This window comes from Roseateles sp. (assembly GCF_019237615.1).
In the GTDB taxonomy this organism is placed as follows: Bacteria; Pseudomonadota; Gammaproteobacteria; order Burkholderiales; family Burkholderiaceae_C; genus Pelomonas.
Genome location: NZ_JAFAGT010000002.1, coordinates 1 through 13,692 on the forward strand (window position 1 = coordinate 1; position 13,692 = coordinate 13,692).

The following is a 13,692-nucleotide window of genomic DNA, read 5'->3' on the forward strand; positions in this document are numbered from 1 at the left end:
GCCCCGCCCTCGACGAATTGCGACGGCTGGTCGAGGATGGGCCCAAAGCCGCCTGCCGTCATGTAGGCCCAGGCCAGCAGCGCGAGGCAGATGACGATCTTGATCGGCGCCGTATAGGTTTCCAGCCAGCGGATGGATTCGATGCCATGCAGCACGAAGTAGAGCTGGAGGGCCCAGAAGACCAGGAAACAGGTCAACTGGCTGAGGCTGGCGCCGAGCCAGGTGATCGGCGTGTCGGCTGGGGCATGCCCAAGCGCCGTGGTGACCAGGCTGAGGATCATCAGGCCGCCGAACCAGCTTTGGATGCCGTACCAGCCGCAGGCCACCAGCGCCCGCAGCAGCGCCGGCAGTCGCGCGCCGCGCGTGCCGAAGGAGGCGCGCGCCAGCACCGCATAAGGGATGCCGTACTTGGCGCCCGCGTGACCGATCAAGAGCATGGGCACCAGCACGATGAGGTTGCCCAGGAACACCGTGCCCACGGCCTGGCTCCAGCTCATGCCCGACTCGATGAGGCTGGCCGCCAGCGTGTAGGCCGGGATGCACATGACCATGCCCACCCACAGCGCGGCGAAGTGCCACCAGCGCCACGTTCGCTGGGCAGCCGTCGTCGGGATCAGATCGGGGTTGCTCAGCGTGGGATCGGTCATGGTGCTTCCGTTCTAGTCAGGTGTTCTGAGGGAAAGCGAACTGCGGGCCCTTCGGCGTGCTGTCTGGCCAGCGCTGCATGACGGCCTTGTGCTTGGTATAGAAGCGCACCGCCTCGGGGCCGTAGGCGTGGTGGTCGCCGAACAGGCTGCGCTTCCAGCCGCCGAAGCTGTTGAAGGCCATGGGCACCGGCAGCGGCACGTTGATGCCCACCATGCCCACCTGGATGTGGTGCGCGAACTCGCGTGCAACATGGCCGTCGCGGGTGAAGATGGCCACGCCGTTGGCGTACTCGTTGGCCTCGATGAGTGCGATGGCTGCGGCCAGGTCCGGCACGCGCACGATGCACAGCACGGGGCCGAAGATCTCCTCTGTGTAGCAGCTCATGTCGGCGCCGACGCCGTCCAGGATGGTGCCGCCGACGAAGAAGCCGTCTTCGTGGCCCGCGACCTTGTAGCTGCGGCCGTCCACGACCGCCTTCGCACCGGCCGCTATGCCTTCGCCGATCAGCTTCTCGACACGCTGCTGGGACGCCCGCGTGATCAGCGGGCCCATCTCGGCGCCGGCCTGGTGGCCTTCGCCAATCTTCAGCGCGCGGACTTTGGGGGCCAGCGCCGCGACCAGCTTGTCGCCAACGTCGCCCACCGCGACGGCCACCGATATGGCCATGCAGCGCTCGCCGGCCGAGCCATAGGCTGCGCCCATCAGCGCGTCGACGGCGCCGTCCAGGTCGGCGTCGGGCATGACCACCATGTGGTTCTTCGCGCCGCCCAGTGCCTGCACGCGCTTGCCATGGGCGCAACCGACCTTGTAGATGTGCTCGGCCACCGGCGTGGAGCCGACGAAGCTGACGGCCGCGATGCCGGGGTGGGCCAGGATGGCGTCCACGATGTCCTTGTCACCCTGGATGACGCTGAACACGCCGTCCGGCAGGCCGGCCTCCTTCAGCCAGCGCGCCATCAGCAGCGAGGCCGACGGGTCACGCTCGCTGGGCTTGAGGATGAAGGCGTTGCCGCAGCCGATGGCGATGGGGTACATCCACATCGGCACCATGGCGGGGAAGTTGAACGGCGTGATGCCGGCCACCACGCCCAGCGGCTGGCGCATGCTCCAGGCGTCCATGCCGCGGGCGATCTGCTCGGTGTACTCGCCCTTCAACAGTTGCGGCATGGCGGTGGCGAACTCGACGACCTCGATGCCGCGCGCCACCTCGCCCAGTGCGTCGGGTAGCGTCTTGCCATGCTCGCGTACCAGGGCGTCGGCGAGTTCCTCGCGGCGCTCCTGCAGCAGGGTCAGGAACTTGAACAGCACGCGGGCGCGGGCCAGCGGCGGCACCTGCGCCCAGACCTTGGCGGCTTGCGTAGCGGAAGCCACGGCGGCGTCCAGGTCGGCCGCGCTGCCCAGCAGCAGCTGGCCTTGCACGGCACCGGTGGCGGGGTTGTGGATGTCTTGCTGGCGCGTGCCGGTGCCGCGCGTGACGGCACCGGCGATCCAGTGCCCGACTTCGTAGTGACTCATCGCTCTTCCTTCAGGCGCAGCTCTGGCGCATCGGATTGTTCGGATGCGTGGTCCAGTTGGCGTAGGAGCCATCGATGACGCGGCCGGTGCGCGCATCGGTCTCGCCCGGCTGGAGGGCACGCATCGTGATGGTGCCAGGGACGGGGCAGATCGACACGCACAAGTTGCAGCCGACGCACTCGGCCTCGTTGACGTGGAAGTGGCGTTTGCCGTCCTTGGTGGCCCAGATGGCCTGGTGGGAGGTGTCTTCGCAGACCACATGGCAGCGGCCGCACTGGATGCAGCTCCCTTGGTCGATGACGGCCTTGTCGACGTGGTTCAGGTTGAGCTGGTTCCAGTTCTTCACGGTGGGCACGGCGCGGCCCTGGAAATCCGCCAGGCTGGCGTAGCCCTTCTCGTCCATGAAGTTGGACAGGCCCGAGCACATGTCCTGCACGATCTTGAAGCCGTAGACCATGGCGGCCGTGCAGACCTGTACCGTGCCGCAGCCCATGGCGATGAACTCCGCCGCGTCGCGCCAGGTCGTGATGCCGCCTATGCCCGAGATGGGCAGGCCGGCCGTGGTGGCGTCGCGCGCGATCTCCGCCACCATGTTCAGCGCGATCGGCTTGACGGCCTGGCCGCAGTAGCCGCCGTGCGAGCCCAGGCCGTCGGTGGATGGGCTCATGACCATGCGGTCCAGGTCCACGCCCATCACCGAGTTGATGGTGTTGATCAGGCTGACCGCGTCCGCGCCGCCGGCCTTGGCGGCGCGTGCGGGGTAGCGCACGTCGGTGATGTTGGGCGTCAGCTTGACGATGACGGGCAGCCGGGTGTGCTGCTTGCACCATTCGGTGACCTGCTGGATGTATTCCGGCACCTGGCCCACGGCCGAGCCCATGCCGCGCTCGCTCATGCCGTGCGGGCAGCCGAAGTTCAGCTCCACGCCATCGGCGCCGGTGTCTGCCACGCGGGCCAGGATGGCCTTCCAGCTCTGCTCGTTCACCGGCACCATCAGCGAGACGATCATGGCCCGGTCCGGGAAGTCGCGCTTCACGCGGCGGATCTCGTCGAGATTGGTCTGCAACGGCCGGTCGGAGATCAGCTCGATGTTGTTGAAGCCGATGACGCGGCGGTCCTGGCTCCACAGCGTCGCGTAGCGCGGGCCATTGACGTTGACGACCGGCGGGTCCTCGCCCAGCGTCTTCCAGACCACGCCGCCCCAGCCCGCCTCGAAGGCGCGGCGCACGTTGACCTCCTTGTCGGTCGGCGGCGCAGATGCGAGCCAGAAGGGGTTGGGGCTCTTGATACCCAGGAAATCGGTGCTCAGGTCAGCCATGGGCGGCCTCCTTGTCGAGGTGACGGGCGGTGGTGAGCCCCAGGGCGCGGTCGATGGAGATGGCGGCGCGCTTGCCGTGTTCCACGGCTTCCACGGTCAGGTCGCGCCCGCCGGCGCGGCAGTCGCCGCCGGCCCAGACGCGGGCCAGGCTGGTCTGGCCATCGGCGTCGGTCTTGATGCGGCCCGACTGCAACTCGATGGCGGTGCCGGCCGGCGTGGCGTCGCAGGTCTGGCCGATGGCGCGCAGCACCATGTCGGCCTCCAGCATGAACTGCTCGCCGGTGTCCACCAGCCGGCCGCCCTCGAGCTGGGTCGCCGCGAAGCGCATGCCGCGCAGCCGGCCGCCCTCGGCCTCGACCGCCAGCGGACGCGCCCAGCAGCGGATGCTCACGCCATGCGTCTGTGCCCAATGCTGCTCATGCGTGGAGGCCGACAGGCCGTCCGGCCCGCGGCGGTAGACCATGGTCACCTGCTCTGCGCCCAACAGCCTGCTCTGCACGGCCGCGTCCACCGCAGTCATGCCGCCGCCGATGACGACGACCTTGCGGCCCACGGCCACGTTCTCGGGCCTGCTCTGGCGCAGTTCGGCGATGAAGTCCACCGCGTCGCGCAGGCCCGGCAACTCGGGCTCGGCGATGCCCAGCGCGTTGACGCCGGCCAGGCCCAGGCCAAGGAAGACGGCGTCGTACCCTTCCAGCAGGCCATCCAGCGTGATGTCGCGGCCGAGCCGGCAGTTCAGCCTCGGCGTGATGCCTCCGATGCTCAGCAGCCAGGCGATCTCGCGCTGCGCAAAGTCGCCGGCGACCTTGTAGGTGGCTAGGCCGTACTCGTTGAGGCCGCCTAGCTTGGGAGCCGCGTCGAACAGCGTCACCTCATGGCCTCGCCACGCCAGGCCATGAGCAGCCGCCAGCCCCGCCGGCCCGGCGCCGACGACGGCGACACGCCGGCCGCTAGGCTGCGCCCGCTCGAACAGCGGCCTGGCTCCGGGATTGGCGAAGTGAGCCTCTACCGCGAAGCGTTGGAGCAGGCCGATCTCCACCGGCTTGCTCTCGTGGCTGTGGCGCACGCAAGACTGCTCGCACAGCACCTCGGTGGGGCAGACGCGTGCGCACATGCCGCCCAGCGGGTTGGCTGTCAGGATGGCCTCGGCCGCGCCGCGCAGGTTGTCCTGCGCGATGCGCTGGATGAAGCTGGGGATGTCGATGCCGGTGGGACAGGCCGTCTGGCAGGGGGCGTCGTGGCAGTAGTAGCAACGCTCGGCCTCGATCAGTGCCTGACTGCGACTCAGTGGCGCATGGGCATCCCCAAAGTTGCGGGCATAGTCGTCGGGTGCGAGCCGGCCTGATGTCAAATCTGCAAGGTCCACGGGAGTCTCCCAGGCGAAAACAGGCAAACATTACTACTCAGTAAAACTTGACCGAAGCGTAAAAACCCGCAGCCTCGGTTTGGTGCACCCATTCAAAATGCAGTTATGACTGACATTGCCCCCATGACGCGTACGCCGCGCGCCGCCACGCTGCGCAAGCAGGAGGCCATCCTTGTCGAGGCCGAGCGCCAGTTTGCGCGCTTCGGCTTCGAGGGGGTCAGCCTGGACAGCATTGCCGCGGTGCTGGACCTGTCGCGCCAGAACCTGCTCTACCACTGGCCCAGCAAGGAAGACCTCTATCGCGCCGTGCTGGACAGCGTGATGGGCGAATGGATGGCCAACATGAGCGCCATCGCCGAGGCCCATGAGCCGGAGGAGGCCATCCAGACCTATGTCGCCGTCAAGCTACGCTTCAGCCGCGAGCGGCCCAGCGGCAATGCGGTCTTCACGCGCGAGATCATGGCCGGCGCGCCGCGCTACCAGGACGTTCTGAAGGCACAGGTCATGCCGCTGCTGCACGCAGACGTCGAGCGCTTCGAGCGCTGGGCGGCCGAGGGGCGCATCCAGCGCGTGGACTTCACGCACCTGATGTTCCTGCTCTGGTCGTCCACCCAGGCCTATGCCGACCTGGCGCCGCAGTTCGCCCTCTACATGGACAAGCCGGGCCTGGAGGATGCCGACTTCGAGGCCGCGCGCGAGCTGATCACCGGGCTGATCTGGCGCAGCTTGCAGGTCTGAGGCCCCTCGCCCAGCTGCCGGGCTGCGGATCGCCCGGCCTCGGCCGCGAGGGGAAGGCAAGGACCGCCGCAGCGTGAACGAGATTCAGCGCCAGCCGGCGTCGCGCGCAGCCCTTTCTTGTTCTGCATTCAGCGCTTCGCCCGCCATCGCGGAGTCCACGGCGGCCAGCACCGACGCCGGCAGGCCGCTGGCGGCCTGGCGCATGACGCCGCTGGCCGCGACGTCCGCCGCCGCCACCTGCTGCAGCGCCCAGGCGCCATCGGCCTCGCGGCATGCCAGGCCGGCCGACCCGCCGGTCGTGAAGGTGCGGCACCAGCGACCATCCCTGGCCCTGAAGCTGAGCTGCACGGCCACCGGAGCGCTGCCGGGCGCGCTCGCCAGCTGTCGCTCCAGCGCATGGGCGACAGCGCCCGTGGCGACCAGGCGGCCCGAGTTGCCGCCACCGGGCGGCGCCAGCCGCGTGCCGATCAGCGTGCCCAGCAGCAGCGTCGCAGCCATGCCACCCAGGGTGACCCAGGCCGGCATGCCGCGGCGCTGCGCGCGCGCGGCGCCCAGGTTCACGACCTGCGCGGCCGGCGCGGGCTCGGCGACCAGCGCCTGGAGCCGCTGCGGCACGGGCTCGTCCAACATCCCGCCGAAGGCGGCGGCCATGCGCCGACGTTCGGCCTTCAGCAACTCGTCGTCGTTCTGCGGGCTCATGGCCATTCCCCCAGCAATGCTTGCAAGGCCTCGCGGGCGCGGGCGAGGCGACTGGTGACGGTGCCCACCGGCAGGCCCAGCGTCTCGGCCGCTTCCTGGTAGCTCTGGCCTTCGATGAGCACCAGCCCCACGATGCTGCGGTGCTCGTCGCTCAGGCGCGCCACGGCCTTGCGCACGAGGATGGCGTCGAGCTGCGAGCCAGTCGCGGCGCCGTCGCCCACATCGACGCCGGCCTCCTCGGGCAGCAAGGTCTGGCCGCGTCGCTCGCGGGCGCGCAGTTCGTCGATCCAGGCGTTTTGCATGATGCGAAACATCCAGCTGTCCAGACGCGTGCCGGGCGTCCACCGGTCGGTGTGCGTCAGCGCCTTCTCGATGGCGACCTGCACCAGGTCGTCGGCGTCCTCGCGCGAGTGCGCGAGCGTGCGGCCGAAGCGGCGCAGCCGCGGCAGCAGCGCGGCGATCTCCTGGCGAAGCGAGGGCAGCGAATCGGGCATCGATGCAGGGACAACGAAGGGCGCGCGGATTTTCTTCCCTGCGGCGCTCGTTATCCTCCTAGAAACACCATGAAAGTCTGCTTCACCTTGCTCCTTGGCGCCGCGCTGGGCCTGCCCGCCCAGGCCCAGCTTCGCCTGCCGGCGCTGCCGGGCGTATCGCGGCTGCCCGGCGTCGTGGACCGCATGCCGCCATTGCCGGACCTGGTGGCGTCGACGGCGCGGCTGGCCGAGCAGCGGGTGGCGAGCGTACGCGAGCTGCTTTTGCGGCACCGTGACCTGGTCGAGCCCGATCCCGCCGGCGAGCCCATGCGTCGCGGCGAGCTGGTGCTGGTCTCGCCTGGCGACGCGGTGCTGGCCGCGGCGTCGAGCCTCGGCCTCGTGAAGCTGCGCGACGAGGACTGGCCCGAACTGGGCCTGCGCGAGGTCGTGCTGCGCGTGCCCGCGGGCCTGGACACGGCCGAAGCGTTGACCCGGCTGCACGCGGCCCAGCCCGAGCTGCAGGCGGATTTCAATCATCTCTACACGCTCGCTGGCGACGTGGCCTCGGGCCCCGCGGCCGGCGTCGGCCCGCCACGCGGCGGCTTGCGTGTGGGCCTGGTCGACGGCGGCGTGGACCGCCGCCACATGGCGCTGCGCCAAGCCGGCGGCGCCAGCTTCGGCTGCGAGGGACGCGCGCTGCCGAGCGAGCACGGAACGGCGGTCGCCTCATTGCTGGTGGGGCGGGAGCGCGGCTTTGCCGGTGCGGCCCCCAAGGCCGAGCTCTTCGCCGCCGACGTCTATTGCGACCGGCCGGACGGCGGCTCGGCCGAGGACGTCGTGCGCGCGCTGGCCTGGATGGCGCGCGAGCGCGTGGCCGTCGTCAATGTCAGCCTGGTCGGGCCGGCCAACCGGTTGCTGGAACGGGGCGTCGCGGCCCTCGTGGGGCGCGGCCACCTGCTTGTCGCCGCCGTCGGCAACGACGGGCCGGCGGCGCCGCCGCTGTACCCGGCGGCCTATGCCGGCGTCGTCGGCGTGACCGGCGTGAATCCCTCGCGCCGCGTGCTGCCCGAGGCGGCGCAGGGGCCGCAGGTACTGCTGGCCGCGCCGGGCGCGGACATGGCCGTGGCGCGCAGCGGCGGCGGCTACGGCGTGGCACGCGGCACCTCCTTCGCGGCGCCGCTCGTGGCGGGGCTGTTGGCGGCCGAGCTGCGCGAGCCCGACCCGGCCGCCGCGTCGGCCGCCATCGAGCGCGTCGCCGCCAAGGCCGTCGACCTCGGCGCCCCGGGGCGCGATCCGGTCTACGGCCGTGGCCTCGTCGCCGAGGCGTTGCGCGTCGTGCCGGAGCAGCTGCAGGCGCGCCAGCAGCGCTGATGCAAAGCGTTACATCGCCGCGGGAAGGAAGTCGTGGCGGGGCACGTTGTGATCAATGACAGGGCCGGGTGGGCCGGCCCTTCGAACACAGTGGAGTCCCTCATGTCTGCAACCCGTCATACACCCGTTCTTCGTGTCTTGCTGGGCGGCGCCGCGCTGGCGGCCGGCCTGCTCGCTTCCAGCGCCCACGCCGGCCTGCTGGGCGGCGGTCTCACCGGCGGGATGGCCGGCGGCCTGTCGCCGCGCCAGCTCGACATCGGCGGCCACGCCAGCGGCAACGCCACGCGCCCGGACGGCTCGCTGATCCGCAACACGGTCGACAAGACGCGCGGTCAGGCCGGCGAACTGAAGCAGAACGCGGCTGACAAGGGGGCCGAGATCAGGGGCGCGGGCCAGGGTCTGGCAGCATCCCAGGGCGGCGCCACGGCCGGCGGCTCGGGCAGCGCGGAGGGGGCCCTCGGCGGCCAGGCCAATGGCGTCGCCGGCAGCCTGGGCGGGCAGGGCAGCGGCATGCAGAGCGGCCCTGCGAGTCACGGCGATGGCGCGGCGACGGCCCCCGCTCCGGCCACGCCCGCGGCGCCTGCCGCCCCGGCGGGGATGGGTACCGGTGCCGCCAAGCCCGTGGGCGGCGATGCCGGCGCGCAGGCGGCCGGTCGCCACGCGCAGGCTGGCGGCAAGGCCTCGGCCCAGGCCTCGCGCGCCGACCGCTCGGTGTCGGCGGATGCAGCGGCCCGGGGCGACGTGCAGCGCTGAGACGGTCCGAGGGCAGGTGGCTGGGCGGCCACTGAAGCCGGGATTGACCGCCGACGAAGGGCCGGCTGCGTAGAATTCCTCCCTCATCCGAGGAGCGCTGCGAGGGCTGGAGCCTGCGCAAGGCCTCTTCATGGTGCCCACAAGGCATCCCAGGGCCGCGATCTAGGCGCGGCACGCCGCCTGCACCGATGTGCGGGCAAGTGGCGCAGCAATGCATGCGGTCCCGGGATGCCTTGCCCTAGGGTTGCCCAGCAAAGCCAGTGACTGCGGCGTTGCAAATCCTTGCCGGGCGTGCAGCCCGGCCGCGGTTTGCGACTTGCATCCAGTGCCTTGCGGGGAAACGGGTGCCATGAAGAGGGCTTGGGCAGGCCATTCCCCCAGGCTCGGATCGTTTTCTTCGAACGGCGCTCATCGATCTCCTGCGTGGACCGCCATCGATGACACTGTCGCCGCCCCCCCTCAAGCTCTCCGGCCTGGAACCCGTCGCCATCGACGCCGGCAGCCTGTTCGTCAACATCGGCGAACGCACCAACGTCACCGGCTCCAAGGCCTTCGCCCGCATGATCCTGGCGGGCCAGTTCGAGGACGCACTGGCCGTCGCCCGCCAGCAGGTCGAGAACGGCGCCCAGGTCATCGACATCAACATGGACGAGGCCATGCTGGACAGCCAGGCGGCGATGGTGCGCTTCCTGAACCTAATCGCCGGCGAGCCCGAGATCGCGCGCGTGCCGATCATGATTGATTCGTCCAAGTGGGCGGTCATCGAGGCCGGCCTGAAGTGCATTCAGGGCAAGGGCATCGTCAACTCCATCTCGTTGAAGGAGGGCGAGGCCGAGTTCAGGCGCCAGGCCAGGCTGGTGAAGCGGTTTGGCGCGGCGGCCGTCGTGATGGCCTTCGATGAGCGGGGGCAGGCCGACACCTTCGCGCGCAAGATCGAGATCTGCGAGCGGGCCTATCGCTTCCTCGTGGACGAGGTGGACTTCCCACCCGAGGACATCATCTTCGACCCAAACATCTTCGCCATCGCGACGGGCATCGAGGAGCACGACAACTACGCGGTGGACTTCATCGAGGCCACGCGCTGGATCAAGCAGCACCTGCCGGGCGCCAAGGTGTCGGGCGGCGTCAGCAACGTGTCGTTCAGCTTCCGCGGCAATGAGCCGGTGCGCGAGGCCATCCATACCGTGTTCCTGTACCACGCCATCCAGGCGGGCATGGACATGGGCATCGTCAACGCCGGCATGGTGGGCGTCTACGACGACCTCGACGCCGAGCTGCGCGAACGCGTGGAGGACGTGGTGCTGAACCGCCGCCCCGACGCCGGCGAGCGCCTCATCGAGATCGCCGACCGCGCCAAGAGCGCCGGCAAGGACGACTCCGCCCGCCTGGCCTGGCGCGCGGGCGACGTCAACGAGCGGCTGTCGCATGCGCTGGTGCATGGCATCACCGACTTCATCGTCGCCGACACCGAGGAGGCCTGGCAGGCGATCGCAGCCAGGGGCGGCCGGCCGCTGCACGTCATCGAAGGCCCGCTGATGGCCGGCATGAACATCGTCGGCGACCTGTTCGGCCAGGGCAAGATGTTCCTGCCGCAGGTCGTGAAGAGCGCCCGCGTGATGAAGAGCGCTGTGGCCCACCTGGTGCCCTACATCGAGGAGGAAAAGCGCCAGCTCGAGGCCGCCGGCGGCGACGTCAAGAGCAAGGGCAAGATCGTCATGGCGACGGTCAAGGGCGACGTGCACGACATCGGCAAGAACATCGTCACGGTGGTCTTGCAGTGCAACAACTACGAGGTCGTCAACATGGGCGTCATGGTGCCGGCCCAGGACATCCTCAAGAAAGCCAAGGAGGAGGGCGCGGACATCATCGGTCTGTCCGGCCTCATCACGCCCAGCCTGGAAGAGATGCAGCATGTCGCGGCCGAGATGCAGCGCGACGACTATTTCGCGTCGCGCCACATGCCGCTGCTGATCGGTGGCGCGACGACCAGCCGCGTGCACACGGCCGTCAAGATCTCGCCGCACTACGAGGGTCCGGTGGTCTACGTGCCCGATGCGTCCCGCGCCGTTGGCGTGTGCTCCGAGCTGCTCAGCGACGAGCGCGCCGCAGCCTACATCGCCGAGCTGCGCGCTGACATCGAGAAGACCCGGGCGCTGCACGCCGGCAAGAAGCAGACGCCGCTGGTCACGCTGGCCCAGGCCCGCGCCAACAAGGCGACGCTGGACCTCGCCCGCGTAGCGCCGGCGCCGAAGTTCACCGGCCGCCGCGTGCTGAAGAATCTGGACCTCGCCGAGCTGGCCAAGTACATCGATTGGGGGCCTTACTTCCAGACCTGGGACCTGGCCGGCCCCTACCCGGCCATCCTCGACGACGAGATCGTCGGCGTGGAGGCGCGCAAAGTATTCGCCGACGCGCAGGCCATGCTGAAGAAGATCATCGACGGCCGTTGGCTGCAGGCGCATGCCGTCTTCGGCCTCTACCCGGCGGCGCGCGTTGACGAGGACGACATCGCCATCCACAGTGAGCCGCCCATGACCTGGCACGGCCTGCGCATGCAGAGCGAGCGTCCCGTGGTCGACGGCGTGAAGCGCCCCAACCGCTGCCTGTCCGACTTCGTCGCCGAGGAGGGCGACCATGTGGGCCTGTTTGCCGTCACGGCTGGCCTGGGCGTCGACAGGAAGGAAGCCGACTTCCTCGCCAACCATGACGACTACTCGGCCATCATGCTCAAAGCCCTGGCTGACCGCCTTGCCGAGGCCGCGGCCGAATGGCTGCACGAGCGCGTGCGCCGCGAGTTCTGGGGTTATGCGCCGGCGGAAGGCTTCAGCAACGACGAGCTGATTGCCGAGAAGTACCAGGGCATACGCCCGGCGCCGGGCTATCCGGCCTGCCCGGACCACCTGGCCAAGCGCGAGCTGTTCAAGGTTCTGGTGCCAGAGGAGATCGGTATGGGCCTGACCGACAGCATGGCCATGACGCCGGCTGCCAGCGTCAGCGGCTTCTACTTGGCCCACCCCGACGCAGCCTACTTCAACGTGGGCCGCATAGCCGACGACCAGCTCGCCGACTGGGCCGCCCGCTGCGGCCTCAGCGACGCCGAAGCGCGCCGCGCGCTGGCGCCGCTGCTGGGCTGACGCCGCGCCGGCAGCATCTGCTTACCTTGCCGACGCGGCGCCGCGGCATCGTCCTACGCGGGCGCCGGCCCCGCCTGGGCATGCTGGGGCTATCTCAAAAACATCGCGGAGGCCCCATGTCGACCACTACCCTTCCTGCCAAGTCCACCCAGATCGTCGCCGCTGTGGCCGTCGTGCTGGCGCTGCTGGGCGCCGCCTACGCGGTGGGGCGTTCCCAGGGCAGCGAGTCCGTGGTCGAGGCGCCGCCCCCTGCGGCCCAGCGCCTTGCCAGCGCCGAGCCCGCGCGCGAAACCCTGCGTGATGCCAAACCCGAAGTCAGGTCGGACGTCAGGCCGGCGGCGCCCATCGTCGAAAGCCAGGCCCAGCCGGCTCTGTGCCGCAGCTGCGGCCGTGTGACCGATGTGCATACCGAGAGCCGCCACGGCAAGGCCAGCGGCGTGGGCGCCGTGGGCGGCGCCGTGGTTGGTGGTCTGCTGGGCAACATGGTGGGCGGCGGCACTGGCCGCAAGCTGGCGACCGTGGGCGGCGCCGTCGCCGGCGGCTATGCAGGCAACGAGATCGAGAAGAACCAGAAGACCTACACCGTCTGGGTCGTGCACGTGAAGGAGGCCGATGGCCGCATGCGCCGCTTCGAGCGCAGTGCCGACCCCGGCCTGCGTGTCGGCGACGAGGTCCGCCTCACCGAGAACGGTTTCGTGCGTAGCTAGGCCGCGGCGCCGAGCAGCACGCGATGGACGCTGTGCGCCGACCAGCCTAGCTGCTCGGCCGAGCGCTCCAGCAAGGTCTTCGCCCGCGCCGCCGCCGCTCGCGCGGTGGCGATTGCGCCGGGCGCCAGGCCTCGCAGCTCGCACGACGGGATGACCAGCACAGGACTGCCCAACAACGGGATCGATGCAAGGGCAGCGCGAGGCAACGAGGTCAGCCCCGCCTTTGGGAGGTTTCACCATCCTGTGCGCACCTGGTCGTACTCCGACGTCCTGTTGGGCGTGAAGGTGTGGCCAGATCGCCCTTCTGGACGACCCAGAGACTGCGCGCCGTCCGACGGCTGGCCAACACGTCCTCGGCATCCTTGCGCTGACGCTTGCTGAGCAACGACAGACCCTGTTCGGCCGCAGTGCCGCGACTGGGGCGCTGCCACAAACGCATTTGCAGACGCGCCGTTGGCCAGAGGACCCATCGCCGTAGCCGCCGAAATCCCGGCAGCGTCGGGGAAGGGGGCGGCTTTGGAGCTGAGGCGGGCAGCCTGGCCCCCTCCGGCCCGGCGGTTGCCTTTCCCAAGGATGCACTCCCGAGGTGCCATTTCGGCCGCGATCCGGTCCAGTTTGGTGCGCCCCCCCCGGTCGGCGGGCGCGGGCGGCCCAGATTCGTGCGGGTGGCCAAGGTGTCAGGCTTGGCACGGAAGCTGCAACGGCTCGGGGGAATGCCATCCCCACTTTGACCAGGAGCCCCGCCATGAAGTTGTCCCCTTCGCCGCTCGTTTTGGCGCTGTTCGCGGCGTTGCCGGCCTTCGCCGCCGATGAGCCGGCACCGGATCCGCTGTCGTTCAACGTCGGCGTGGTCAGCGAGTACCGCTACCGCGGCATCAGCCAGACCCGCCTGAAGCCGGCGCTGCAGGGCGGCATCGACTACGCCGACCCCAGTGGCTTCTACATCGGCAGCTGGGCCTCGACGATCAAG

Annotated in this window: 13 protein-coding genes; 6 read left to right on the forward strand and 7 right to left on the reverse strand. The window is 69.9% G+C overall.

What is annotated here, in order from left to right; genetic code table 11:
* The 4 genes from JOY88_RS00910 to JOY88_RS00925 all read right to left on the reverse strand — a co-directional run.
* Window positions 1–647, reverse strand: a 647-nt coding sequence (locus JOY88_RS00910; RefSeq protein WP_293499539.1) for a cytosine permease, incomplete at its 3' end; no start/stop codon positions are given.
* Between the two features lie 16 nt (window positions 648–663).
* Window positions 664–2,163, reverse strand: a complete 1,500-nt coding sequence (locus tag JOY88_RS00915; protein ID WP_293499541.1) for a CoA-acylating methylmalonate-semialdehyde dehydrogenase — start codon at window positions 2,161–2,163, stop codon at window positions 664–666.
* Between the two features lie 10 nt (window positions 2,164–2,173).
* Window positions 2,174–3,481, reverse strand: a complete 1,308-nt coding sequence (gene preA / locus JOY88_RS00920; RefSeq protein WP_293499543.1) for an NAD-dependent dihydropyrimidine dehydrogenase subunit PreA — start codon at window positions 3,479–3,481, stop codon at window positions 2,174–2,176.
* The gene (locus JOY88_RS00925) at window positions 3,474–4,847 is read right to left on the reverse strand and encodes an NAD(P)-dependent oxidoreductase (protein ID WP_293499545.1); all 1,374 of its coding nucleotides are present in this window, start codon (window positions 4,845–4,847) and stop codon (window positions 3,474–3,476) included. Before JOY88_RS00925 ends, preA begins: the two co-directional genes overlap by 8 nt.
* A 105-nt stretch (window positions 4,848–4,952) precedes the next feature.
* Between JOY88_RS00925 and JOY88_RS00930 the strand changes: the two genes are divergently transcribed.
* Entirely contained in the window at window positions 4,953–5,585 is a 633-nt protein-coding gene (locus JOY88_RS00930) for a TetR/AcrR family transcriptional regulator (RefSeq protein ID WP_293499547.1), read from the forward strand.
* Between the two features lie 84 nt (window positions 5,586–5,669).
* On the opposite strand, the gene JOY88_RS00935 is transcribed toward JOY88_RS00930, so the two are convergent.
* Window positions 5,670–6,284: a hypothetical protein gene (locus tag JOY88_RS00935; protein WP_293499549.1), complete on the reverse strand. Its 615-nt coding sequence runs from the start codon at window positions 6,282–6,284 to the stop codon at window positions 5,670–5,672.
* Window positions 6,281–6,778: an RNA polymerase sigma factor gene (locus JOY88_RS00940; RefSeq protein ID WP_293499550.1), complete on the reverse strand. Its 498-nt coding sequence runs from the start codon at window positions 6,776–6,778 to the stop codon at window positions 6,281–6,283. The genes JOY88_RS00935 and JOY88_RS00940 overlap by 4 nt, the downstream gene beginning before the upstream one ends.
* Before the next feature lie 69 nt (window positions 6,779–6,847).
* Here JOY88_RS00940 and JOY88_RS00945 point away from each other — a divergent pair, with 69 nt between their 5' ends.
* The 4 genes from JOY88_RS00945 to JOY88_RS00960 all read left to right on the forward strand — a co-directional run bounded on the left by JOY88_RS00945 (window position 6,848) and on the right by JOY88_RS00960 (window position 12,722).
* On the forward strand, window positions 6,848–8,128 hold the full coding sequence (locus JOY88_RS00945) for a S8 family serine peptidase (RefSeq protein ID WP_293499552.1): 1,281 nt from the start codon (window positions 6,848–6,850) through the stop codon (window positions 8,126–8,128).
* Window positions 8,129–8,230: 102 nt separating this feature from the next.
* Window positions 8,231–8,881, forward strand: coding sequence for a hypothetical protein (locus tag JOY88_RS00950; RefSeq protein ID WP_293499554.1), 651 nt, complete (start codon window positions 8,231–8,233; stop codon window positions 8,879–8,881).
* Between the two features lie 437 nt (window positions 8,882–9,318).
* Entirely contained in the window at window positions 9,319–12,015 is a 2,697-nt protein-coding gene (gene metH, locus JOY88_RS00955; protein WP_293499556.1) for a methionine synthase, read from the forward strand.
* Between the two features lie 116 nt (window positions 12,016–12,131).
* Window positions 12,132–12,722 (forward strand): glycine zipper 2TM domain-containing protein, encoded by a 591-nt coding sequence (locus JOY88_RS00960; RefSeq protein WP_293499558.1) that lies wholly within the window; start codon window positions 12,132–12,134, stop codon window positions 12,720–12,722.
* Here JOY88_RS00960 and JOY88_RS00965 read toward each other — a convergent pair.
* Complete coding sequence (locus tag JOY88_RS00965; protein ID WP_293499560.1) at window positions 12,719–12,898, reverse strand: hypothetical protein; 180 nt, start codon at window positions 12,896–12,898, stop codon at window positions 12,719–12,721. The genes JOY88_RS00960 and JOY88_RS00965 overlap by 4 nt on opposite strands.
* 569 nt (window positions 12,899–13,467) lie before the next feature.
* On the opposite strand from JOY88_RS00965, the gene JOY88_RS00970 reads away from it, so the two are divergent.
* On the forward strand, window positions 13,468–13,692 hold a 225-nt coding region (locus tag JOY88_RS00970), incomplete at its 3' end, for a TorF family putative porin (protein ID WP_293499562.1).

Bases quoted from the DNA above. Each gene is read 5' to 3' on its own strand.
- JOY88_RS00915 (WP_293499541.1), bottom strand. From the start codon at position 2,163: ATGAGTCACTACGAAGTCGGGCACTGGATCGCCGGTGCCGTCACGCGC.
- preA (WP_293499543.1), bottom strand. From the start codon at position 3,481: ATGGCTGACCTGAGCACCGATTTCCTGGGTATCAAGAGCCCCAACCCC.
- JOY88_RS00930 (WP_293499547.1), top strand. From the start codon at position 4,953: ATGACTGACATTGCCCCCATGACGCGTACGCCGCGCGCCGCCACGCTG.
- JOY88_RS00935 (WP_293499549.1), bottom strand. From the start codon at position 6,284: ATGAGCCCGCAGAACGACGACGAGTTGCTGAAGGCCGAACGTCGGCGC.
- JOY88_RS00940 (WP_293499550.1), bottom strand. From the start codon at position 6,778: ATGCCCGATTCGCTGCCCTCGCTTCGCCAGGAGATCGCCGCGCTGCTG.
- JOY88_RS00945 (WP_293499552.1), top strand. From the start codon at position 6,848: ATGAAAGTCTGCTTCACCTTGCTCCTTGGCGCCGCGCTGGGCCTGCCC.
- JOY88_RS00950 (WP_293499554.1), top strand. From the start codon at position 8,231: ATGTCTGCAACCCGTCATACACCCGTTCTTCGTGTCTTGCTGGGCGGC.
- metH (WP_293499556.1), top strand. From the start codon at position 9,319: ATGACACTGTCGCCGCCCCCCCTCAAGCTCTCCGGCCTGGAACCCGTC.
- JOY88_RS00960 (WP_293499558.1), top strand. From the start codon at position 12,132: ATGTCGACCACTACCCTTCCTGCCAAGTCCACCCAGATCGTCGCCGCT.